Annotated in this window: 20 protein-coding genes; 11 read left to right on the top strand and 9 right to left on the bottom strand. The window is 49.2% G+C overall.

What is annotated here, in order from left to right:
* Together ACTIE6_RS19235 and ACTIE6_RS19230 are read right to left on the bottom strand one after the other, a co-directional pair.
* A partial coding sequence (locus ACTIE6_RS19235; protein ID WP_439558189.1) for a RagB/SusD family nutrient uptake outer membrane protein occupies positions 1 to 1,560 on the bottom strand: 1,560 nt, incomplete at its 3' end.
* An 11-nt stretch (positions 1,561 to 1,571) separates the two neighbouring features.
* Positions 1,572 to 4,703, bottom strand: coding sequence for a SusC/RagA family TonB-linked outer membrane protein (locus tag ACTIE6_RS19230; RefSeq protein ID WP_439558188.1), 3,132 nt, complete (start codon positions 4,701 to 4,703; stop codon positions 1,572 to 1,574).
* Positions 4,704 to 5,003: 300 nt separating this feature from the next.
* On the opposite strand from ACTIE6_RS19230, the gene ACTIE6_RS19225 reads away from it, so the two are divergent.
* Together ACTIE6_RS19225 and ACTIE6_RS19220 are read left to right on the top strand one after the other, a co-directional pair.
* Positions 5,004 to 5,570, top strand: a complete 567-nt coding sequence (locus tag ACTIE6_RS19225) for a Crp/Fnr family transcriptional regulator (protein ID WP_439558187.1) — start codon at positions 5,004 to 5,006, stop codon at positions 5,568 to 5,570.
* Between the two features lie 63 nt (positions 5,571 to 5,633).
* On the top strand, positions 5,634 to 6,128 hold the full coding sequence (locus ACTIE6_RS19220; protein WP_439558186.1) for a DoxX family protein: 495 nt from the start codon (positions 5,634 to 5,636) through the stop codon (positions 6,126 to 6,128).
* Here the strand turns inward: ACTIE6_RS19220 and ACTIE6_RS19215 are convergent.
* The 3 genes from ACTIE6_RS19215 to ACTIE6_RS19205 form a co-directional block, all read right to left on the bottom strand.
* A complete protein-coding gene (locus ACTIE6_RS19215) occupies positions 6,102 to 7,016 on the bottom strand; it encodes an AEC family transporter (protein ID WP_439558185.1) in 915 nt (304 codons plus the stop codon). The two genes, ACTIE6_RS19220 and ACTIE6_RS19215, sit on opposite strands and share 27 nt — an antisense overlap.
* A complete protein-coding gene (locus ACTIE6_RS19210) occupies positions 7,000 to 8,520 on the bottom strand; it encodes an FAD/NAD(P)-binding protein (protein WP_439558184.1) in 1,521 nt (506 codons plus the stop codon). Before ACTIE6_RS19210 ends, ACTIE6_RS19215 begins: the two co-directional genes overlap by 17 nt.
* A gap of 115 nt (positions 8,521 to 8,635) precedes the next feature.
* Positions 8,636 to 8,899: a hypothetical protein gene (locus ACTIE6_RS19205; RefSeq protein WP_439558183.1), complete on the bottom strand. Its 264-nt coding sequence runs from the start codon at positions 8,897 to 8,899 to the stop codon at positions 8,636 to 8,638.
* Positions 8,900 to 9,053: 154 nt separating this feature from the next.
* On the opposite strand from ACTIE6_RS19205, the gene ACTIE6_RS19200 reads away from it, so the two are divergent.
* Positions 9,054 to 9,944, top strand: a complete 891-nt coding sequence (locus ACTIE6_RS19200) for a dienelactone hydrolase family protein (RefSeq protein ID WP_439558182.1) — start codon at positions 9,054 to 9,056, stop codon at positions 9,942 to 9,944.
* A 40-nt stretch (positions 9,945 to 9,984) separates the two neighbouring features.
* Here the strand turns inward: ACTIE6_RS19200 and ACTIE6_RS19195 are convergent, their stop codons facing one another.
* Positions 9,985 to 10,239 (bottom strand): hypothetical protein, encoded by a 255-nt coding sequence (locus ACTIE6_RS19195; protein WP_056282221.1) that lies wholly within the window; start codon positions 10,237 to 10,239, stop codon positions 9,985 to 9,987.
* 271 nt (positions 10,240 to 10,510) lie between these two features.
* On the opposite strand from ACTIE6_RS19195, the gene ACTIE6_RS19190 reads away from it, so the two are divergent.
* From ACTIE6_RS19190 to ACTIE6_RS19175, 4 genes are all read left to right on the top strand, one after another.
* A complete protein-coding gene (locus ACTIE6_RS19190; RefSeq protein WP_439558181.1) occupies positions 10,511 to 12,925 on the top strand; it encodes an ABC transporter permease in 2,415 nt (804 codons plus the stop codon).
* Between the two features lie 49 nt (positions 12,926 to 12,974).
* Positions 12,975 to 14,759 carry a serine hydrolase domain-containing protein gene (locus ACTIE6_RS19185; RefSeq protein WP_439558180.1) on the top strand — a complete coding sequence of 595 codons (1,785 nt, stop codon included), beginning with the start codon at positions 12,975 to 12,977 and terminating at the stop codon, positions 14,757 to 14,759.
* Between the two features lie 91 nt (positions 14,760 to 14,850).
* Positions 14,851 to 15,171 carry a hypothetical protein gene (locus ACTIE6_RS19180; protein ID WP_439558179.1) on the top strand — a complete coding sequence of 107 codons (321 nt, stop codon included), beginning with the start codon at positions 14,851 to 14,853 and terminating at the stop codon, positions 15,169 to 15,171.
* Positions 15,168 to 15,824 (top strand): ATP-binding cassette domain-containing protein, encoded by a 657-nt coding sequence (locus ACTIE6_RS19175; protein WP_439558178.1) that lies wholly within the window; start codon positions 15,168 to 15,170, stop codon positions 15,822 to 15,824. The genes ACTIE6_RS19180 and ACTIE6_RS19175 overlap by 4 nt, the downstream gene beginning before the upstream one ends.
* A 21-nt stretch (positions 15,825 to 15,845) precedes the next feature.
* Here ACTIE6_RS19175 and ACTIE6_RS19170 read toward each other — a convergent pair whose 3' ends face one another.
* Positions 15,846 to 17,093 carry a hypothetical protein gene (locus tag ACTIE6_RS19170; RefSeq protein ID WP_439558177.1) on the bottom strand — a complete coding sequence of 416 codons (1,248 nt, stop codon included), beginning with the start codon at positions 17,091 to 17,093 and terminating at the stop codon, positions 15,846 to 15,848.
* Positions 17,094 to 17,272: 179 nt separating this feature from the next.
* On the bottom strand, positions 17,273 to 17,725 hold the full coding sequence (locus ACTIE6_RS19165; RefSeq protein ID WP_439558176.1) for a barstar family protein: 453 nt from the start codon (positions 17,723 to 17,725) through the stop codon (positions 17,273 to 17,275).
* A 33-nt stretch (positions 17,726 to 17,758) separates the two neighbouring features.
* On the opposite strand from ACTIE6_RS19165, the gene ACTIE6_RS19160 reads away from it, so the two are divergent.
* The 4 genes from ACTIE6_RS19160 (at position 17,759) to ACTIE6_RS19145 (ending at position 22,486) form a co-directional block, all read left to right on the top strand.
* Positions 17,759 to 18,322, top strand: a complete 564-nt coding sequence (locus ACTIE6_RS19160; RefSeq protein ID WP_439558175.1) for a 2'-5' RNA ligase family protein — start codon at positions 17,759 to 17,761, stop codon at positions 18,320 to 18,322.
* A 117-nt stretch (positions 18,323 to 18,439) separates the two neighbouring features.
* Entirely contained in the window at positions 18,440 to 18,895 is a 456-nt protein-coding gene (locus tag ACTIE6_RS19155) for a hypothetical protein (RefSeq protein ID WP_439558174.1), read from the top strand.
* 194 nt (positions 18,896 to 19,089) lie between these two features.
* A complete protein-coding gene (locus tag ACTIE6_RS19150) occupies positions 19,090 to 21,528 on the top strand; it encodes an ABC transporter permease (protein ID WP_439558173.1) in 2,439 nt (812 codons plus the stop codon).
* A gap of 253 nt (positions 21,529 to 21,781) precedes the next feature.
* The gene (locus ACTIE6_RS19145) at positions 21,782 to 22,486 is read left to right on the top strand and encodes a porin family protein (protein ID WP_439558172.1); all 705 of its coding nucleotides are present in this window, start codon (positions 21,782 to 21,784) and stop codon (positions 22,484 to 22,486) included.
* A 1-nt stretch (position 22,487) separates the two neighbouring features.
* On the opposite strand, the gene ACTIE6_RS19140 is transcribed toward ACTIE6_RS19145, so the two are convergent.
* Positions 22,488 to 23,837 (bottom strand): GH39 family glycosyl hydrolase (locus ACTIE6_RS19140; RefSeq protein WP_439558171.1); only part of this gene is annotated, 1,350 nt, incomplete at its 5' end.

Raw genomic sequence — 23,837 nt, 5'->3', positions numbered from 1 at the left:
ACCTTTCACTTTATCCCCCGCGCCGCTTTCCACGACTGCTTCTGCATAGTTGAGCAGGATTTCGGCATAACGAAAATCGGCGAAGTCGGTAACGGTCTGATTCCAGCCCGGCGCTACATTGACACCTTCGTTCAAAAACTTCTTGAAACTTACCCCGGTCCGCGTGTTATTCCCGCCCCAGGTATCAAAGCCTGAATACTGCGTGCGATCGGCTGCGCCGTAGGTGTAGTACGTTTTTCCATTCACGGTAAAAGGCTCGCCGCCCATGATCTGCGGGCTGCCGTCGGGCTTCACAAAACCAGCCTGGATGATGATTTTCTGACCTTTCCAGTTGGTGCCCGGTAAAATCATCGTCGCCCACATGCGCGCGTCTTTTCCTTTGAAGATATCATTCGGACCTTCAAACCTTTTGTACTGCTTGGCTGCATTGAATCCATTGTAGTCAGTAAGATCGTTGCCGGCTTCGGACGTGACGATCGGGGCGCTTACGCCGGGTTTGTCATAGCTTTCGTAAATGTCCATCAGTTCCAAAGTCGGGTTCATGCGACCCGGGTGCGGCCAGCCGTTTGCAGTCTGGTTGGGCTGGTACCAGATCCCGTAGTTATGCCCGGTGCCTGAGCCCGGTCTTGCATAACCTTTGATAAAGATTACTTCTTCCGGCGCATTGTTCGGATCTTCAAAAAGCAGGCGGTAGTTGTTAGCCGCATCTTCCGGAGTAGCCGGATTGGCCCGGAACAGCGAGAATTTACCCGAATTTATAATGGCCTCAGCTGCATCGGCAGCCGCTTTGTAATACTCCGCAGCAGCCGATTTATCCAACCCTACCAGCTTCTGATCCACGGCCGTACCTGAAATCGGAGAACGGTCGCCATATTTTGCCAAAGATGCAGCGTGCAATGCAGCGCGGGATTTCAATGCGTAAGCTACCCACTTGGTCGCCCGCCGCTCGCCGCCCGGCCACGATTCGGCGAGGTTAGCAATAGCCAGGTCGCATTCTTTCATCACAAAATCCCAGGATTCCTTTTCCGTACTGCGCGGTACTTTCAATGCTTCCACATCGCCTTCGTATTTCTGAACAGCTGTGATCAGAGGAACGCCGCCATATCTTTTTACCAAACCAAAATAGGCGTAAGCGCGGATAAATGAACTTTCTCCGACAAGCGCCTTTCTTTCGTCATCGTTGATATCCAATGTCGGGATAATGTCAATAAGAATGTTCGTGTCGCGGATCAGCTTATAACCCTGGTCCCACCATTGGAAATCATCATTCCCGATAAAGTCGCCGAATTCGGTATGTACTGCCTCGTCGGTCACCATCGCCGGCGCGAAGCCGCCATTGTTGGGGTCGCCTGTGTTCCAGTTGAAACCCTGACGGAAGAATGTAAAATCCTCGATTGGCAGCTGGTAATACAGGTTGGCCATGTACAGCTTCACACCTTCGGGATTGGAAAACAGGTTTTCACCCTGCAACTTGTCGAGCGGCTGCTTGTCGAGCACATTCCCGCAGCTCAATGCGAAAAAGACGACCAGCAGGAGCCCCATATTTTTAATCATTTTCATTGTTAGCGCTGTTAGAATTTAACATTAATACCAAAGTTGTAGCTGCGCGTTACCGGGTAAGTAAGTCCCGCGCCGAAGAGACCCTCGATTTTTTCAGGGTCAAAAGGTTTCACGAACGGATCAGCCCAGGTGAAGATGTTGTGCGCGTTTCCATAAATCCGCACGTCCTGAATCCCGATCTTTTTCAGCCAGCCGATGTTGAAAGTGTAACCCAGCTGCGCGCTTTTGAAACGCAGGTAAGAAGCATCTTTCCGCCAGGCCGAGCTCTCGGCGTACATGGCGCCCACGTTGTAGTTGAAGCGGGAAGCCGGCCAGGTACCGGGAATCCATTGGTTGTCTTCCGACAAATGCCAGCGGTCGTAGAAGTACTCGGGTGTGTTGCCGCGGAAAGCGAATACCTCGGCGTAAACCTCGCGGAAGCGCACACTGTATTTGCCCGAACCCTGGAACAATGCAGTAAAATCGAAACCTTTCCAGCCAGCTGTGAGCGTAACTCCGTAATACATTTTCGGATCGCCGCCGAAAAAAAGGGGCATTGCATCGTTTCCGTCGATCACACCATTTCCGTCTACATCTTTGTATTTAAAATCACCCGGCAGCTCGCGGGTATTGCCCAGATCGCCATTCTGGATCGGTGCGTAAACAACTTCGTCTGCATTCTGGAACTGACCTTCGAGCTGGTAAGCCCAAACCACGTCGTTCCAGCGGTTGGCTGCTCCGCCGCGCCATTTATCCATACTACTCAGGAAGTCGCCTCTTTCCACGTAGCGGTTCATGGTGCGGGCGTAGTTGAAGTTACCCGAGATACCATATTTAAAATTGCGAATCTGACCATTGTAGCTGGCCGAAAATTCGATGCCGCGCACGCGATCGCTGTTCAGGTTTTCCTCCGGTAAGGTACCGCCGAATGTGTTGGGCAAAGAAACGTTACGTCTGGCGAGCAAGCCTTTGCGGTCTCTTTGGTAGATATCAAATGTGAAATCGATCTTATTATCCCATAAACCAACATCAATCCCGATATCCTGAATGTTGGATTTGAACCACGTCAGTTTCTCATTCACGATCGCGGGAGAAGCTGCGCCGGTGGTATAATTTCCATTCGTAAATTCATAACCTCCTCCACCCGTGAGCGAAAACCCGGGTACATACTGGAAGGGCGCGCCTGCGTCCGCTCCCACCAAGCCGTAAGATCCGCGCAGTTTCAGCATGGAAATGAATGGGATCTTTTTCATGAATTCCTCTTCCGTCACGCGCCAGCCGCCAGATACCACCGGGAACAAGCCCCAGCGACGGTCGGGATGGTAGCGGTACGATCCGTCGTAGCGGGCTGCTACTTCAAGCAGGTATTTTTCTTTAAAATCATAATTCAACCGGCCCACGTAAGACTGACTGGCATATTCGCTTTCAGATCCGCTCGTAGTCTGGTTATTAAGCCCCGCCTGATCGATCTGGTCGTTGGTATAGAATGCATACTCGCGGCCCAGTCCTGCCCAGCGGTTTTTCGATTCCTGCTGTTCGTAAACAAGCGTGGCTCCGAGGTTGTGATTTTTGGCGATAACCGTATTATAAAACAGCTGTCCCTGGAATGTGACGCGGTTGTTATCCGAGAAATTGTTGCCGATCCGCGAAGGGTTCCGCTGTGCGTGGGCGGTGTATTTGTCCAGCGTAGCGTCGTAAGTGTACAGATTATAGCTTTTTGAAACCGATTTGTTCCGGTAGTTATTGCTATCGTAAGCCACCAAACCTTTTACCCGCAAACCTGGTACAAACGGTACCGTGTAGGTCAATGCGAAAGTCGACTGGAAAAACTTGTTCACATCCTCGCTATACCCGGTCAGGTCTCCATCTGCGAGCGCCACCGGATTGTAGCCACCACTCAGAAGTGAAGGATATCTCGGATTGTTATTCGCATAAGGCTTCTCGGTAGCAAGTGCAATGCGGGTTCCTTTGTAAATGTTGAAAAAATTATCGCCCGGCTGGTCGCGTTTATCAAACAACCCTGACAGGATAATATCCGCTTTCAGGTTTTTGGTCAGATCAATGCCCACATTGGTGCGGAATGTGTACTTTTTATAACCCATATCCTTGCTTTTCAGCAAGCCGTTTTCATTCTGATAGCCAAAACTCGCAAAGTAAGTAGCCGCTCCTTCGCCGCCCGAAGCCGAGATAAAATGCTGCTGCTGGCTGGCCGATTTGTTAAGTACCTCCTTGTACCAGTCGGTACTTTCATAACCCGGCGCGCCGGTTCTGAACTTTTCGATTTCTTCTGGTGAGTAAACCGGATTTTCGCCCAGGTTTTTGGCTGCGTCGTTCCGCATTTCAGCCCATTGCAATGCATTCGTCATCGTGGGCACGTCGGTCGGACTTTGTCTTCCGTAAACCGCATTATAGCTGAACTGCGGCTTGCCCTGCTTGCCTTTTTTTGTCGTAACAATTACAACCCCGTTCCCGGCACGAATACCGAAAATGGCCGCAGACGCATCTTTAAGCACCGAAATGCTTTCAATATCGTCGGGATTGATCTTTTGGAATTCGTAACCGCCGTCACGCGCTACCCCGTCGACCACATACAGCGGCTCGCCAAAACCACGGATGTTGATATTAGTACTGAAAGAGCCCGGCTCGCCGGAGTTCTGGCGGATCTGCACGCCGGCTACTTTCCCTTGCAGGCTTTGCGCCAGACTGGTATGCGTGGTGGTTTTGATCTGCTCGGTGACAATGTTGGAAATTGCGCCTGTGAGCGTCTGCTTGCGCTGGGTACCGTAGCCGACTACCACCACTTCGTTCAGCTCGTCGGTGCTGAGTTCCATTTTGATGGTAAAGCTGGTTTGACTGCCTACCGTAATTTCCTGGCGTTTATAGCCCAGAAAGCTCACGATCAGGACGGAACCTGACTTCGGTACCCAGAACGAGAATTTCCCATCGGCATCCGTGGTGGTACCCTTGGTTGTACCCTGCAAAACAATGCTCGCGCCGGGTATCCCCATATTTTTCTCATCGCGCACATCGCCGGCTATCTGTACCTCGCTGCTTTGTGCTGCTGCCAATATCGGCAATGCGAGCAGCAGGCAAATGCCTAAGTACCGGCGTATTCTCTGGAAATTCTGTAAAATTCCCCGTTTTAATAAAAGTTGATTTTCCATATTATCCGTTTAATTCCAGTTTCATTTTTGACTGATCAACAGGTTTGCGCACAGTTGTCCCGCCTGGGAAAATGCGTCTCCGGGTTCTTTTCATTGTTCAAATAGAATGGTGATTGGTCGGCCTGACCTTGGGTTCAAAGAAAGGTGGACGCTATTAAGAAATGGTTAATAAATCATTAACAGCCCCGGAAAACGCATTAATTTTTTAATTATCTGGATAAAAAATAGAGAAATTGAAAGAAAATGAGCATCAAGCTGCTTTGGAGTTTATCTTTCATTTGAAAACAGCTACCTACTCAAATGCAGGCGATCCGCAACTATTTTGAACAGATCACACCCCTCTCCGATTTGGAATGGAAGGCATTTTCGTCCGGATTGGTAAGACAGGAATTTGCAAAAAAGGAGTTTGTGCTGAAAGCCGGAAAGGTGGAGCATTACCTCTCGTTTATCGAGTCAGGGATTGTGCGGTTTTTTCTTGATAAAAATGACGAAGAACTTACTTTCGACTTCGCTTTCTCGGGTGATTTTATGAGCGGGTACAGTTCGTTCATTACCCGGAATTCGGCAGATTTTAACATACAGGCTTTGACAAATACGGTACTCTGGCGCATCAGCTACCCCGACTTGCAAAAGGTTTATGAACATACCAATGCCGGTAACCGGATCGGGCGGTTTGCGGCGGAGCAGCTATTTTTGAAGAAAACGGGACGCGAACTCGCATTCCTGACACAAACTGCGGAAGAGCGATACCTGCATTTACTCAACAACCAGCCCAAGCTCATTCAGGAAATCCCTGGAAAATACCTGGCATCCTACATCGGTATTACGCCGCAGGCACTCAGCCGCATCCGGAAACGCATTTCTTAACCCAGGTTCATTTTAAGGCATTTTAAAGCAGCGCAACTTTGTGGAAACAAAATGCTGACGGATATGCCTGAAATAGTTCTGCTCTTTGTATTTATAGTCTCATTATTGATTTTGAGAAAAACGCGTGGAAGATATGAGCCGGCGCTCGCTGCGCGCATCGGGATGGCAGCGATGCTGGTTGTAACCGGGCTCGCGCATTTTGGATTTACAAAAGGAATGGAAATGATGTTGCCGGATTTTGCTCCATTCAAGCGGGAGCTCATTCTGTTTACCGGGATTATCGAACTCGCCGCAGCGGCCGGACTGCTTTTACCCAGATTCACCAGGTTAACCGCCTGGCTGCTCATCGTATTTTTCATACTGATACTGCCAGCCAATATTTACGGCGCAATGCACCACATTAACCTGCAAACAGCCACTTACGACGGCGACGGGCCGGGATACCTCTGGTTCAGGATTCCTTTGCAGCTGTTCTTTATCGCGTGGATCTACTTATCTGTAATCCTACCGAGTGTACTCATGCAGCGCCGCCTAGAAGAGGAAGAGTACCGCAAGTGAAACGAGTACCAGCGACAAGATCGTCGAGAGGAAAACAAGCAACACCGACTGCGACTCGCCCGTTTTCAAAAAGGATGCAAATACGGTTACATTGGCTGCGACCGGAAACAGCGGCACCAGCGCCAGCATTTTGTAATCCTTATCTTCCAGCTGGTTCAGGATCAGGTACTCTGCCAGGATCAATGCACCGACGATCACAGCGGCGGCAACAGTTCTCAATGCAAAAAGTTTGGCGTAAAGTTTGCCTTCGAGTTCTTTGAAATCCACGTCAGCAAGCTGCAAACCAACTATGAGCATACCCGCCGACGACACGCAGAAGCTGATCACTTTGATGGGCGCTTTCATGAACTCCGGCGTTTCCACTTCCAGTACCTTGCAGATCATCGCCGCTACAAAAACGTATAAAAACGGAATTTGCAATACCTTTTTAATCGCTTCCGATTTGGAGAGTTTGGTCTTGGCAACCTGAAAATACCCGATGGTATCCCCGTACAATGCGGAACCCAGGTAAATGCAGATCAAATTGCTCACATCCTTTTCGCCAAACAATGCAGTAACCGTAGGAATGCCGAAGAACGCAATATTGAAAAATGAAAAAGAACTGCGCAGCAGCAGCGGCTCCATGTCTTGTGCGAATTTTTTATGGGCAAAATTCGCCACCGGGTTCATCGACAATGCAAGTATAAAGGTAATCACCGGCAGAATGTAAAGCTTCTGCGCTTCGGCATCCAGTACGTTGAAAAACACGACCAGCGGAAGCAGCACCTTGATCAGAGGTGCACTGATGTACTTGGCTTGTACATTGAATTTCTTCTTTACCCAGTATCCAATGGGAATAAATGCCATTACCGGGAGCAGCTCGCCGTATAGTTTAAGCAGTTCTTTCACTGATAATGGTTTTTAGAATGTGCTGACTCAAACTGCCAATCGTACGTACATTGAACCAAACTGCATTCACGTCGAGTAAAAGTCCGTTGCAGAGGTGACCGAGTACGTAAAAGTGAGGGACAGGTTTGCCGGAAGTAACTACCTGCATCGTCTGGGTATCCATCCGGATGCCACCGACAGGTTCCGGCTCGATGAGCTTTTCCTCTGCGAGATTTTTGATCAGCTCCGATTTCATTGCTTTCACTGCCGAAGCCGGGCCGGTTGCATTGATCAGGTATTTTGTAAATTTCACCTGATCCCCAAAACGCAGTTCAAAGCCTTCTTTTTCGTCGATATACTTTACCTCTTCCAGGTCAGACTCAACACTTAGCTGCTGACTTTCAAACAACTTACAAACCCGCTCTGCATTGACCAGCGGCATGCCGTGGCGATTAGTCGCCCAGTAGCCGCCCAGCCACTTTTTAAATTTGATCCGCTCGCTTTCGTCAAGCGCCTTCCACATTTCGGAGCTATCGTAACGCAGCGAATAGGGAATGTTCATCAATGCGTCGCCGCCTGCGCGTGCAGTTTCGATATCTTCCCGCAACAGTTCAGCAGCAGGCTTTCCGTCGCGTTTAGTAGCTTTCCAGTCAATTTTTCCACCTGCATAACTCTCCGCTTCTTTCACAAAAAGCCTGAAAACCTCCACAACAGTCGGGTTGCGCAGCTTTTCTCTTTGAATGCGGTGGAGATTTTTAATGGTGAGGTACTTACGCTGGTAAGGTTCCGGTTTTTCAACCTGGACGCGCGGGAGTAAACCGTCGAGCGAGTAAAAAGTGATCTTACCGTGGTGCTCATTGTCCGCGAGTGTCATCAAGGCGTCTATCGCGCTCAGGCTAGAACCTAAAATACCCACATCTGCGTCCCGGGGCACGTTTTCGAGAATCTCTGACGAAGGCCAGGGCGATCCGAAATAGTTTTTCTTGCCTTCGAGGTGCGGATAATTGTTGGCTACGGGCGTACCCGGCGCGAGGATCAGATAGTCGCAGTGATGTTTTTGCTGAGTTGACAGGAAAACCTCAAATCCGTTTTCTTCCTGTTTGACATTCGTGGCACTTGCATGCAGCACTTCGGCTTTCATTCCCTCCGATTTGGCGAGGGAAAAGTAATGCTCAAACTGCTCTTTCAGGTAATCTCCGTAGAGGCGGCGGGTTGTAAAAGCTTCATCCTGGCCTTGGTTATCGACAATTTCCTCCCCTATCCGTTCCTGGTGCCTGATCAGCCACTCGCTGAAATGTTCGGGTTCCGTGAGGTGGATACCCATTAAATCGGCCTGGGTATTGAGAATGTGGCCGGGCTGTTTGGTGCCAAATGCGAGTCCCTTGCCTACTTCCTCATTCTCTTCGATGATGGTGATGCCAACTTCCTGATGAAGGTTTGCGATCCTGAGTTGGAGAAAGAGCTCCGTAAAAGCAGAAATCCCGCACGCTCCTCCTCCGATGATTGTAATGTTTACTGAACTCATTTTTGACGTTTGCTTTCGACACACACCGAAACCGACTTCCGGCTCAGGCGTGTACTAAAACAATCGTGCTATACAGCCACATAAAATGAGACAGGTTTTCGTCAAAAGCTTCTGGTTACCCGAGCCAACCTGCCTGACTGGCAAGGAATACGAGCTCGGCTACGACGATCAGCGCAGTAATGCCGATGATCGCATACGTGATCTTGCTTCTGGCGGTGAGCGGCGTTTTCGGTTCCGCTTCTCTCATTGTTGTTGCGCTTACTTTCTGTGGCATTGCTGCTGCGGCAACCGGCCTTCTCATCAGCGGGGCGTCGGTGCCCAGTTTCGCTTTATGAAGTTCAAATAACTCCCTCCGTTTCGCTTCTAGATTTGAATTCATGGATGAATGCATTTTTGACACATAAATTACCCGTTTTGTGCCAAATACGCTAGCAATCGGTCGAAATTATTTTGTTACCGGTTATCAGTTCGGGTAAAGCATACATACGGGCCAAATCTATATATTTACATATCACATCAATTTAAAATGATATATGTCAGAAATCAGGAAAGAAGATATCAAACAGGAAGTGTTTGACCTCTACGACGACTACGCGCACAACCGGGTGGAAAGGCGGGATTTTATGCAAAAATTGTCTGCATACGCGGTTGGCGGGATTACGGTAGCTTCGTTGATGAGCTTTCTAATGCCCGATTACCACGGCGCGATCCAGGTACATGCAGGCGATCCGAGGCTGAAATCGGACTATATCACATACGATTCCCCCAAAGGCGGCGGCAAGATCAAGGCTTTGCTTTCCAAACCTGCTGACGCAAAAGGAAAATTAGGCGGCGTAATTGTGGTACACGAAAACCGCGGCCTGAACCCACATATCGAGGATGTAGGCAGACGGGCTGCATTGGCTGGCTTCCTTTCCATTGCACCAGACGCACTTACCCCGCTCGGCGGCTATCCTGGTAATGACGATGAAGGCCGCGCCATGCAAAGCAAACGCGACAGGAATGAAATGCAGGAAGATTTTATCGCTGCATTTGACTATCTCAAAAACCATTCCGACTGCAATGGAAAAATCGGTGTGGTCGGATTCTGTTTTGGGGGCGGCATTGCCAATATGATGGCAGTACGCGTACCCGAGCTGGCGGCTTCGGTACCTTTTTATGGAGGTCAGCCTGCGACGGAAGATGTGCCAAAAATCAAAGCGCCGCTGCTGCTGCATTACGCCGCCCTCGATACGCGGGTCAATGAAGGCTGGCCGGCTTATCAGGCTGCATTAACTGCCAACAACAAGGAATATGAAGCCTACATTTACCCCGAGGTGAACCACGGTTTTCACAACGATACTACGCCGCGTTACGATAAAGCAGCGGCCGAGCTCGCCTGGAAACGCACGATCGAGTTCTTCAAGGATAAGCTGAAATCATAGTAAACAGGAGCGCACAGTACACTGCATTGTGCGCTCCCGCTTACATTTCTGCGATCATCGCTTTGTACTTTTCTACCTGACTTTCGAAGTTGCGGATACCTGTTTCATAAATGAATTTGAGCGATTCAAGATCGTCGACATCTTTTTCGTAAGCTTCACTCGCTTCCGATTCCCTGTCCAGTTCTGCCAGCAGCTTTTGCAGCTTTTTCAATGATCCTGTATTTTCTTCTGCCCGGTACTGGTACCATTCGAGCATTTTCATGTAGCTTTTTTTCAAACTGTCTTTCTTTTTCATAAATGCAGCTTTGCAGGGATTACCGGTAAATACTTTCGCGTACAATGCTGTGCGCCTCAAACATTGTGCCGCCGCAAAATCCGGCTTTTGCAAATGCAGGTATGCTGTCCGAAAACGTTGGAAAAAGTGTCCGAATGCGAACATGAATGCCCGAAAAACCAGGCTGACGTGCTGATTACCAGCATGGCACTATATTTATCTTACAAGTAGTGACATAGCACCACGCACTTTTAAAAACCTGATCCCTGCTACCCTATTCCAACTTCCCTACATGCTCAAAAACTACTTCAAGATCGCATTCAGAGGTTTTTACAAAAATAAAGGCTACACCCTGATCAATCTGTCGGGTCTCACGCTTGGTATGAGTGTGGCTATGCTAATTTTTGTCTGGGTATGGGATGAATGGAACTTCAATAAAGCCGCTGAAAACCATGCGCAGGTAGCCCGGTTAATGGCGCACCGCACACAGAACGGGGAGATCGTCAGTTCGCCCAATATGCTGTTTCCGCTCGCTGCCACATTGAGGGAGGATTTCGCGGCGGACTTTGAACATGTTGCTGTTTCCTGGGATACGGAAGATTACAATCTGACGTCGGGAGAGCATAAATTCAGAAAAAAAGGCCGGTTCATGGAAGCTGACGGAGCCAAAATCCTGTCGCTGCAGATGCTCAGCGGCAGTGATGCCGCATTGGAAGGCCCGACCAACCTGCTGCTGTCAGAATCTGCCGCCATTTCAATCTTCGGTACAAATGAAGTCAATGGACGAATCCTGACCATCGACAACGAGCTGAAAGGGATTGTAGCAGGTGTATACAAGGATTTTCCATCAAATTCAGATTACTATAACCTTGCATTCATCGCTCCCTGGAAGCTTTTTACCTCGGCTAAAAGCAGGCGGTGGGTAGATGAAGTGAAAGACAACTGGGAGGTCAATACATTTGAAATACTGGTGCAAACCCGGAAAAGTACCGCGATAGCAGCCGTTTCGGAAAAGATCAAAAACATACCTTCCCAACACCTGAAAAGGGAAGCCAATTCGGCCGCCTCACTGATTTCATTGCATCCGATGGACAAGTGGCATTTGTATGCTGGCTGGGAAAATGGTGTTAATACCGGCGGACAAATCTACTATGTCAAACTCTTCACCGGGATTGCAATTTTCATTCTGCTGCTGGCCTGCATCAATTTTATGAACCTGAGCACAGCCCGTTCTGCGCAGCGTGCGCGGGAAGTTGGCGTGCGCAAAGCAGTGGGTTCCATGCGCGCGCAGCTTGTTTTCCAGTTTATCTGTGAATCTTCTCTTGTGGTTGCGTTCTCGTTTCTGGCGGCTCTGCTCGTTGTGCAGGTGGCTTTGCCTCAGTTCAACGCGATTACGGATAAGCACATTGATTTTTTTGGACAAAACGGATTTCTTCAAAATCCCTATTTCCTGTTGATCGCCATTGCCTTCTGTGTAGCGGTGAGCTTGGTAGCAGGCGGTTATCCCGCATTGTATCTCTCGTCTTTCAAGCCGGTCAACATATTAAAATCTGGTGCAGGTAACTCCGGCAGGTTCGCCGCAGTACCACGCAAAGTGCTGGTTGTACTGCAATTTACCATCTCCGTTTCCCTCATTATCGGTACTGTGGGTGTATTCCGACAGGTCCAATTTGGGCAAAACAGGTATATGGGCTATGATCAGCGGGGTTTGCTGAATGTGAAGATACCGCGCGGCACTGCGCAGCTGGAAGCATTGAAAAATGATCTGCTGCAATCAGGCGTAGTCTCGTCGGTGGCGCAATCTTCTGGTCCCGTAACGGATGTACTTTCCAATGCCCGCGGGTTTACCTGGAAAGGCAAAGCAGGGAATGACGAGGATCAATTTGCAGTGATCGCAGCTTCACACAGCTACGGCCAGACTGTGGGCTGGAAGGTGTTGCAGGGGAGGGATTTTTCAAAAGATTTCATTGCCGATTCTTCCGCGATCATCATCAACCAGTCTGCTGCCAAATACATGGGACTTACTGACCCTGTGGGCACAACGGTGCGCTGGAAAGACGGGACTTTCAATGATTCCGAATACCACATTGTGGGCGTAGTGCAGGATATGGTCATGCAGTCGCCCTACGAACCTGTGAAGCAGACGATCTATTTCATGACCTACGCACCTAATTACCTGTTTGTCAAGCTGAATAAAGATATTGAAACAGCCAGTGCGCTCACCAAAATCCGTCCACTGTTTGACAGGCACATACCCGGCGCGGTATTCGATTTTCAGTTTGCCGAAACGCAATACGGATCAAAGTTCAGTGCTGAAAACCGCATTGGTCAGCTGACTTTCATTTTTGCGGTGGTTGCGATCTGCATATCCTGTCTGGGCCTGTTTGGGCTGGCCACTTTTACTGCGGAACAAAGACGGGGCGAAATCGGCATCCGGAAGGTTCTGGGCGCATCTATTGCAGGTATCTGGGCAATGATCGCCCGGGATTTTGTATACCTTACCCTCGCCGCCATTTGCATTGCCGCGCCCGTCAGCTACTACTTTCTTGCGCAAATGTTATCAAAGTACCCTTACCACTCAGAACTGTCGTGGTGGCTATTTGTGGTTCCGGGGCTGGCCGCGCTCTTACTTACCATTGCAACCGTAAGTTACCAGGCATTGAAAGCTGCCTTGGAAAACCCGGTAAAGGCGCTCCGCGCAGATTAGGTGATTTAGCCCGTTTACTTTCATCTTTTACACGAAACCTTTAACCAGAATGAAATATACATTTCTCCTGCTGGCTGCTATTATTTCACAAAGTCAGGTGGCGAATTCTACGCCAGAAATAACTGTAAACAAAACGATTAAAACCGAAATCAAGGCAGACAGCCTGGACATTTTCATTGAGTCAATCATGAAAAAACGGCAGGTACCAGGGCTCTCGCTGGCTGTTATTCAGGATGGTAAAATAGTAAAGGCAAAGGGTTACGGGTTTATTGATGAAATGGGCAAGGTACCGGTGACCGAATCGACTTTATTTCTGGCCGGCTCCATCAGCAAATCCGTCTCGGCAGCCGGTGCATTGTTTTTGGTGGAAAAAGGCAAACTGTCGCTTGACGAGGATGTTAACAACAAACTGAAAACCTGGAAAGTACCTGAGAATGAATTCTTAAAAGACAAGAAAGTTACCCTACGCGGCTTGCTCAGCCATACCACTGGATTAACCGTCAGCGGCTTTCCCGGTTATCCGGCAGCCGGACCTATCCCGTCCGTTGGACAGATACTTGATGGAATTCCACCGGCAAATACCGGCCCTGTGCGCGTCGACTTTGTTCCAGGCAGCCAGTGGCGCTATTCCGGTGGCGGGTACACGGTGATGCAGCAAATGATCATCGATGTGACAGGCAAATCCTTCCCCGGGTTTATGCAGGAAACGGTGCTGGCTCCCATTAACATGCGCGAAAGTACCTTTGCGCAGCCGCTGCCCGCTGACAAGGCCAGGTTAACCGCTACTGCTCACACGAGCGACCGGGCAATGGTAGAAGGCCGCTGGCATATTTATCCCGAAATGGCCGCCGCAGGATTATGGACCACGGCGTCGGACCTGGCGCGTTTTGCGATGAGTATCCAAAATGGTCTTGCCGGCAAAGCCGGTTCCATACTCTCTCAATCGATGATCCGGCAAATGCTCACCGACCAGAAGAACAATGACGGACTAGGTGTGTTTGTGGAAGGCACTGGAAAAAACCTGCGGTTTGGACACGGCGGGCGTGACGAAGGATTTGACGCTTTGATGACAGCTGGCGCAGAGACCGGACAGGGTGTGGTGATCATGATCAATGCCAATGATAATTCAAGAATGGTGGGCCAGATATTGAATGCAGTTGCCGCGCAGTACCAATGGGAAGGATTTCCGGTGAGCAAACCCATTCAGCGGGTTGCAGCCAGTGTCACTCCGTCCCAAACTGCGGCTTTTGAAGGAAGGTACGAGCTGGATAACAATAGAATGATCGCGTTCCAGTTTGAAAACAATCGGCTTTATTCATTAACAGACAACCTGCCCGACGAGGAGTTTGTGCCACTTTCGCCCACACAATTCGCTTCTACGGATCGCGATGCGATCGTCATTTTTACACCCGACGCGAAAGGCGCGGTAACTGATTTCATGTGGAAAACGGGCAATGATCAACGTAAAGTCCCGCGTATCGGGCCGCTGTTTCCAAACCCGAAAACCATCCCAGACCCGAATCCGGGCCGTACCAGGCAGATAGAAGTTGCGCTGAATGCAATGGCAAAAGGCGGAAAAATGGTAGAAGAGACTCCCGGGATAGCCGACGGAACCCGCCGCTCTTACACACAAGGTGCCCGAGACCTGCTTGGAATGAAGTCGATCGAGCTTGTACATTCTGAAAACGTAGAAAGCCGCGGTATTCAGCGGCACGGCAGTGATGTAAGTGAAATTGTTACTTACCGGCTTCTCAGTGGTAAACCAGACCAGCTTGTCCTTGTGCATTTGACGCCGGCGGGACTGGTTACGGACTGCGATATTGTGCGAAAGTAAACGCGCTTTCGGAAGCCGCTCTGCAAGGTTAAAAGATGTTAAATTTCCCCACTGCTGATTGAAGCACGCTATCTTCCCCGAAAAAAAGGAAATGCGAAAGCTTCAAGTTGTGTCTGTTTTTTACAGAAAAATCTGGCCGGTAACCACAGCCACGTCCCTGCTGATGTGGGGCATTGCGGAATTTCCTTCCTTAAAATCCGACATATTCCCCTCGTTTATACTCGCTTTTCTCTGGCTGCGGAGCGCGTGCCAGGCGCTGATCTGGTACCTGTTTCGCTCCTCCAACAGGAAAGGCTTTATTTTTTACCACCATTTCGGACTATCGGAGGTGAAGCTGGCTTTGCTGACCTACCTGCTGGACCTTGCTGTATTCGCATTATGGATCATTTTGGCCACCATCATTTTCGGATGAATATGCTCGAAGCTGATAGTATCCTGCTGGAATATGGCGGCAGGAAGATCCTCCAAAACATCTACCTGAAAGTAGAGAAGGGAAATATAGTAGGACTTCTCGGCCGGAATGGAAGCGGAAAATCGAGCTTGCTGGAAGTAATTTATGGTATTAAGAAAGCACAAAACTGCTCCGTAAGAATTGACAAGAAGTACGTCAGCAAACTTTACCAGCAACCCAATGCGGCTGCGTACCTGCCTCAGCGGCAGTTTGTCCCCGGGTACCTCAAAGTTGCGGAAGCGTTGCGACTTTACGAAGTCAACGTTCTAGAAGCGGATTCGTATTTCCCTGAGTTACAAAGAATGCTGCCGCAGCGACTGGATCAGCTGTCAGGAGGCGAGCAGCGTTTGATCGAGACTATTATGGTGATCTCTTGTCCGGCTCCGTTTATCATGCTGGATGAACCTTTTTCGAATCTGATGCCGCTGCATGTGGAACGGATCAAAGCCTGGCTTTCGGTGCTGAAAGCTACCAAGGGTATTCTTATATCAGATCATTATTACCGGGATGTGCTGGCATTGTCGGACCAGGTATATCTGCTCAACAACGGCGGACGGACAATTCTTTTGCAAGAGCCGATGCAGCAGCTGCGCGATTTCGGGTATATCTATTAGGCAGCTTCTTCCCTTCCCATTTTACAAAATCAACCCGAAACCTAGCTTGACCGCGCCCAGGAAACGTTTTGAATTCTCGTTTGTTTTCAAAAGATTGTGGCTGATACCGGCCGAAAGATCGACGTAGGCTTTGTTGAAAATGGTTTGCTGCACGCCGAAGCCCAGGCCCAAGCCGACGTGCTTCTTACTTTTATCGACTCCGAAAATGGTCTCACTGTGGTAGAATAAATGGTCGGCGTACGGACCAATGTAAGCGCCGGACAGGTTATTACCACCCTTACCAAGCCGGATATTCCGTTGCTGGTGTAAATAATACCGCAGCTGTACCACAGAGTGGACCTTGAAATCATTGCTGACCAAAACTTTGTCCAGCGGGTAAGACAATCCCTTCGAAGCAATGCGCATATAAAATGCGGTAACCTCAGTGTTCAGGGAAAACGGACTTTTAGCAAGCTTTCTTTCATATCCCATTCCGACTGTCGCATTGGAGAAGTTGGGGGACAGATACAGTTTGGGCCACAGCAATTTCCATTGTTGCTGCACATCATCTTCACAAAACAAAACCTCACAAATCGGCAGGTTCTTTTGTCGCTTCCAATCGCCGAAGCCGATCCCCATGCTGGTGCGCGAGGTGATTGCGAAAGGCACCGATTTGTTCAGGTGATATGCAAGCAGGAAGGGCGATTCTCTCTGTGTAAAATCCTGATAGTACACACCGACACCCAGTTCGATCCGGCCGAGGTTGAAAAACCGCCGCTGCATACCGAACTCTACACCCAGTCTTTGAAGCTGGTTGTTTGCAGCACCTTTACCCCATTGCCGCTCGCCCACCAATGCAAGGAAGTTACCGGTAAAGTTGTTGACACTCGTCCCTTCCCTGATCCTGCGGCGCATATCATAGTACCAGCGGGTATACACTTTGGCTGATAACATCCCTCCAAATCCCACATTAGAACCCCAGTTTCCACTCACACCGGCGTCGGCGCCTACCGACCATGAAGGCAGCATTTTGTATTCATATCCGAGGTCCAGCTGCGTGCCGTCATTGCCGCTGTTTTCAACGCTGATCAGGTAGTTAGGCAGGAACGTCAGTCCTACCTTGAACATGTGACGCGATGGGACTTTGGTCATGAAAACATTTTCATACCGATCAACAAACCGCTGCCGGACCAATGTATCCTGCTCCTCGGCAAAGGAAATGCGGGTGGTATCCTGAGCAAGTGAAAAATAACTGCATAATAGGAACAAAGCGAGGAATCGTGATTTCATAGCGGCATTAAACAACAGGTGAAGGAATGCAATGGCGGAAAAGCACCTGAATGTGTTCGGTTAATTTTCGCACATTATTCACGGTAAAGAGGCTTCCCGCGACCAAGATCGTTGTATTGGTTTTGCAAAAAATGGAATTATGCATTAAATACCTACAAAATATCACGATCGGATAAATGCTACTCCCTTATTATCAGCTTAATATTGGGATGTTCAGCAATGATTTCAAGGATTATATCAAAGTAGGTTTGCCCCTCCCCGCTTTCGAGCGCTTTCAGTTTTTCCGTAAAATGGGTTTTGTTAAATGGGGAATCGGGGGCGAGTTTTTCTGTGTAGTAGGCTTTGGTTGTTTCAAAACCTAAAACTTCGCGGCTCCTGCGCTGGTTGAGCCAGACCAGCTCGACCGGTTCGTTGCCTTTTATTGCACCAAAACCTCCGAACAGCAGGTCACTGAATGCGTCGAGACTTGCGCCCAAAATCCAGTCTTCACCCTGCATGAATGCACGGTTGACCTCGTCGTAAAAGGATGGAATATCGTGGACCGCATTTCCGTCAATCACGATCTGTTTGCTGTTGCTCAATGCTGTGCGGGAATTAGTAGCGGTTGTGAAATGCGGCAAAGGTACGATCATTGCATGTTCCGATCAGTCAACCAACAAGATCAGATGGAACAAACAAACATTTTGCAAGACGAAACTGCACGTGACCCGCTGGTGGCGACGCTGCTGATCACGCCCGCTGCCCAGGATTATTTTGACCGGCTTCGCCAATTGCATTTCCCGCCGGAACGTAACTACCTGAATGCCCATCTGACCCTTTTTCACGCATTACCGGACGAGCCCTGGATTTTAGAAGATATTTCAAAGCTTGCACAGCACCAGTCGCCTTTTACTGCGACAGCCGTGCAGGTGGTGTCGCTTGGTTTTGGTACCGCTTTCAAAATCTCGGCACCGGAGCTGCCTGCATTGCATCAAACGCTGCAAAAGCGCTGGTCGCAATACCTGACGAATCAAGACCGGCAAAAAAGGAATTTTCATATCACTGTTCAAAACAAGGTGGAGCCCGCTGCTGCCAAAAACCTGCTGGCCGAGCTGTCGGGCAGCTTTGAACCATTTAGTTTCACCGTGAGCGGGATTCTGTTGTGGCGCTACAAAGGCGGTCCGTGGGAGTTTCTGACCACCATTCCTTTTGCGGGAAGTATACCAGTAACTGAGCCGACTGACTTGTAAATCATGACCATTCTCATAATCTGAGCCTATTAGCGTCACATTTTGGGGATCCGGGAAAAGATAGCTTTGCGGGCATTTAAGGTGAACTTCGTACGATTTAAAACTGAAATCTTCAAAATGAAAAACTGCATTACACTGCTTTTCCTGGGCGCTATGTTCCTGACTGCCTGCAACTCCGGGCCGACTGAAAATTCGGCGCTCAACACCAAAAAATCCGAATCGGACAGCACATACAATCTGTGTTATTCCTCGTTCGTACAAAAGGATACTGTGCTTTTTAATGCATTGATGTACGGGGATAGTATTAAGGGCAGCCTGGGCTACAAGCTGTATGAAAAGGGCCAGAACAATGGATTATTTCTCGGCAAAATGGCTGGCGATACCCTTTGGGGAACTTACACTTTTATGTCCTCAGATTCAGAATTCGTCAATGAAGTTACCTTTCTCCGAAACGACACGCTGCTGGTCGAAGGAATCGGCGACAGGGTTTTCAAGGATGGCAAATTCGTTTTTGCAGACAAAGCCAGCGTACGCTACGCCGGAGTAAAGCTGGAAAAGACAGATTGCAAGTAATTCCTGAAAACAGTTAACCGCAGTTCCTTGATAAGTAATGGGTGTTTCAAAGCAGCGAACATACCAGACTTCAAAATGTTCGCAATCGCACAGTACTTATTGAAAAACAGCCTTTTGGAACGATTCAGACAGGTTTTGAACAGTGGCATAATCTTCGCTGATTCAATGGAAAACCTAGCTGTCGTTCCAAACTTATGTTCCAGTCCTACCTTAAAATCGCGATTCGCAGCCTGCGCAAGAACAGGCTGTTTTCAATCATCAATGTAGCCGGACTGGGTCTTGGCATCGCCGCTTTCATTCTCATATTCGAATATGTAGTCTTTGAGAAAAGCGTGAACCAGTTTCACAAAAACCTGCCTTCGCTCTACCGGATGTTCGAAAGCCGGCCGACAGGTGACGTTTTCGTTCAAATGAAGCCAGCAGTTGCCCCGCTGATCAGGAAGGAATTCAGTGAGGTAAAAGCTTATTGCCGGGTTGCAGAAGGTTCGGCTAACGGCGTGATCACCATTGAAGGCCAGGGGAAAACAGAGGCCTTCCGCGAAGATGAGCTGGCTTATGCCGATGCCAGCTTTTTTACGCTTTTTACTTTTCCATTACGCTACGGAAATGCGCAGACTGCGCTATCGGAGACGAACACGGTTGCACTGGCAGCGTCGCGGGCCAGGAAGTATTATGGTACTGAGAATGCAGTAGGAAAGACATTGATCATGAATAACCAGTTCGGAAGAACCTTGTACACCGTTACCGCCGTGTACGAGGATATGCCCGAAAATTCTGATATCAGGTTCGATGCTATCCTTTCCCTGCAAACACTCGCCAATCCGGCCAACCTGAATGGAAACGACTGGGCGCGGCTGGACAGCTTCGAAGGTTCCTATATCACCAACTTCTTCCAGCTTCATGAAAAAACTGATCGGGCTGCATTTGAAGAAAAAGTGAATGCACTTAAACAAAGATTAAGTCCCGAGGATAAAAGCAGGTATCTTTTGCAGCCGCTTGCCGATATCCATCTTGGTTCCTCAATGGACGACAATTATCCCACCAGCGGCAGCCTCTCATTTGTGTACCTGCTGAGCGGCATCGCCATTCTGATCCTGGTCATTGCGTGGTTCAATTACATTAACCTTTCTACGGCTGCATCCCTGAAACGCGCGAAAGAAGTGGGCGTCAGGAAGGTAGTCGGCGCGGGACGGTTCCAGCTGGTGAATCAGTTTTTAGGCGAATCTTTCCTCCTTAATTTGCTAGGCTTTGCCCTCGGCATATTGCTGGTATCCGTTTTACAACCGCATTTTAATGAATTTACGAAAAAGGATTTTTCGCTAACTGCCTTGCTACACGATCCTTCCTGGGTACTGGCGGCTTTGCTGCTGGTTTCGGGCGCGTTTCTTTCAGGAAGCTATGTGGCCTTTTCGGTGACTTCCCTGCAGCCGGTCCAGATACTGAAAGGCGCTGCGGCTTTGAAATTGAATGCAGGTAAAGACAGCTGGCTCCGGAAAGTGCTCGTTGTTGCCCAGTTCAGCGTTTCCGTTATCCTGATCATTGCAACGCTTGTTCTGTACAACCAGCTGCAGTATATGCAAAACAAAGACCTGGGTTTCAGGCCCGAGCAGCGACTGGTGATCAACGGACCGCAGATTGGCGACGACAAAAGCATTGGTACCAGCTCCGCGCTGCTCGATAACCAGATCGCCGCATTGCCTTACGTTAAAAATTACAGCCACACCGGCATTGTCCCGGGAAGCTATTACTCGTTCAATGCATCGGGTATTACCAGGCAGGGCGACAAGTGGGATGATTCTAAAAAAAGCTTCGCAATGGGTATTATCGATGATCACTACGTGACTGTTTTTAAGATACCTGTGGTAGCCGGTCGCAATTTTACTTCGCGTGAAGCGGAACTCGCCTGGGAAAAAAGCGGGAAGCTCATGGTCAATGAAGCGGCGGCCCGGCAGCTTGGTTTTGCGTCTCCGCAAAAGGCAGTGGGAGGAATTGTAAGCTGGGGACAACCTTTCGAGATAGTGGGCGTCGTGAAGGATTATAATCACCAGGGACTGCAAAATGCAATTGACCCGATCATTTTCATGCCCCGTAAATCCGGCGGCAGACTTGTGTTACAGGTCTCCACTGCTAACATGCAAAAGCAGCTGAAAGAACTGGAAAGCCTGTACAAAGCTGCATTTCCGGGTAATCCGTTTGAATATTACTTTGTCGACCAGAAATACAACGAGCAGTACCAGACAGAAAAGCAGTACAGCCAGGTGTTTGCATTGGCCTCGATGCTCGCCATTTTCATTGCCTGCCTGGGCTTGTTCGGCCTCGCCAGCTATATGACAGAGCAGCGCACGAAGGAAATTGGTGTGAGAAAAGTACTTGGCGCGAGCATTGCCGGGATCCTGGCGCTGGTCTCCAAAGACTTTCTGCGCCTCGTCATTGTCTCCATCCTGATCGCTTGTCCGGTTGCAGGTTACCTGATGAAGAAATGGTTGCAGGATTTCGCCTATCAGACAGATATCGCCTGGTGGATGTTTGCCGGAGCAGGCGGGCTGGTGATTCTCATTGCCGTACTCACAGTAGGGTTCCAGAGCCTGAAAGCCGCATTAATGAACCCCGTGCAGACGCTTAGAAACGAGTAGTATCGCAATGGTTTGTGGCTAAGTTCTATAAACAGGAGGCTCCTCCGGGAGCCACTTTGACTGGACATAGAGCTCCAGAGGAGCTTCCTGTTTATAGAAGAACGTCACTTACCAGATTCTTACCGGCTCCTGCGGAGCCCCCTGTTTTAAAGAATATAATTTAACAACCTTCTACACTATATCTTAACATACTTTACTTTCTTTAAATGATTATTTCAAGTACTTCTCTCAACAATCTAAATGATTATCGAAAATGAAAAAATCCTTATGTCCTTTCCTGCTACTAGTACTTTGTTCTTTCGCCGGGTCTGCATCCTGGGCGCAAATGGGTGTCGGGCTGCGGGCCGGTTCTAATTTTGCCAATTTTGTTGTGCAGGATGACCAAAACTACCCGTTCAAACCCAAACCCGGACTAAACTTCGCGATCCTGTTCAACTTTCCGGTTGGCCCTGCAACCAGCATACAGCTTGAACCCGGTTTTTCACAACGCGGCACGCGGGTCCGGATGAAATCCGAGGATCTGATTAATGGACAGCAACTTAAGGTCGATATAAAAGGAACTCTGTCGGTCAATTACATTGAACTACCTATTCTTTTTCAATACAGGCCCAAGCTGGGAAAACTGGAAGGTCTTTTTTCCATTGGACCAGAAGTGCGTTTGCTGGCGGGTAATTTAAAGGCAAAATCTACGTCAAAAGCTTATGTTGACGGTGAACTCATAGCCAGCGAAAGTCAGGATGAAACATACAGCTTCGGAGAAGACAGCCGCAAATTCGACTTCGGAGCAGTAGGTGGCGCTGGACTCGCCTATCCTATAGGCGCTTTGAGAATATTCGCAGAAGGACGGTATCACCTCGGATTGCGCAACCTGGCCACGTCGGATGACGGCGACGATGCGAAACTCTATAACCGCGGTGCGTCAGCTCACATTGGTGTCCTCTTCCAGGTAGGCAAATAATTTACCATTTGAAATGCAGCAGCGAAACGCCCTGGCGTGGCAGCTGCATTTCTATCGTAGCCTGGCCAGCTTTCGGTTTGATCCATTCCGGAGACGTAAGCAGCGCAAGCTGGCCGGCTTTTTCGAGTAACCTGATCTGCTCGGCTGTGGGCTGTTTCGGCGATCCCATTGCTTTCCATGCTTCATACGAATTGCTATTCTCCTTATCAATCCTGTAATGGTACATCAGCACTTGCTGCGAAGGTAATCCACTCACAGACAACTGAATAGGCGCGTCGGGCGCAGGCACATTGTCATCGTGGTAGTTCCACACCATTACTGCCGCTGCATTGGCTGCTTTCGAGGCAATAGCATTGATATCCGCTTCGCCGCGCACACTTTCGTCCCTCACTTTTTTAAAATCATAAGCAAGGTTTTGTTTTACTTCCACGCGGTTTCCTTCCATTAGACCAAACATCCGGAACACATTAAGCACCGGCTTGTCAACCCCATTGGTAGCCAGGTCACGGAAGCCGCGGAACCAGGCCTGGTCTTCAAACTCGAAAGACCAACTTACCGCACCCAGCAGGTTCACTCCCCTTGCCTCCGCCAGTTCATATTTTCTCGCAAATGAAGCCGCCGTGTAGCTCGAATACATGGTACCGTTCCGGTAAGCATTTTGCGGACTCACATCTTCCGAGCAAGCCGCGCAACCTTCGGGATCTGACTCGCCGATGATAATAGGCAGCTTTTTCAGGGTCGGGTAAGAGGCTACTATTTCAAAACCTTTATCCAGATCGCGCAGCTGCGTACCCATATTCATTTGTACATGCCCGTTCACGATTTTAGGCGCGCCTTTCGCGTGGTAGGTAATGAAATCGATTGGGGTACCCGTTTTGCCTGTTACGTAATTCTTGCCTTTGGTTACGTGGTCCAGGAAAGTCCGCATAAACTTTTCTGATTTGTCCCAACCCGGTCCGGTTACTTCCGGCCCACCGATTTTCGCTGTCGGCAATGCGCGCTTGACAGCATCTGCCGTGTAATCGTATAATTGGATGTATTCATCCACGGTACCTTTCCAATAGCTGATATTCGGCTCGTTCCAAAGTTCCCAATACCAGCTTTCCACCTCCTTTTTCCCATATCTTGCGACTGAATGTCTGACCCATTGATACACCAGCTCCGCCCACTTTTTGTAATCTTTCGGCGGATATGCCCAACCCAGGTAAATGTCATTATAATCGTCTCCCGGTTTCCAGTGGTGGCGGTAAGGCTCGGGTTTCGTGGAAAGTGCCTGGGGCATAAACCCGATTTGCGCGATGGGCTTCATGCCCCTCTCCATGTAGGTATCAAAGATCTTGTCGACTATTTT

The sequence above is a fragment of the Dyadobacter sp. genome (genome assembly GCF_051859145.1).
In the GTDB taxonomy this organism is placed as follows: Bacteria; Bacteroidota; Bacteroidia; order Cytophagales; family Spirosomataceae; genus Dyadobacter.
This window is presented reverse-complemented; position numbering and strand designations above follow the sequence as displayed.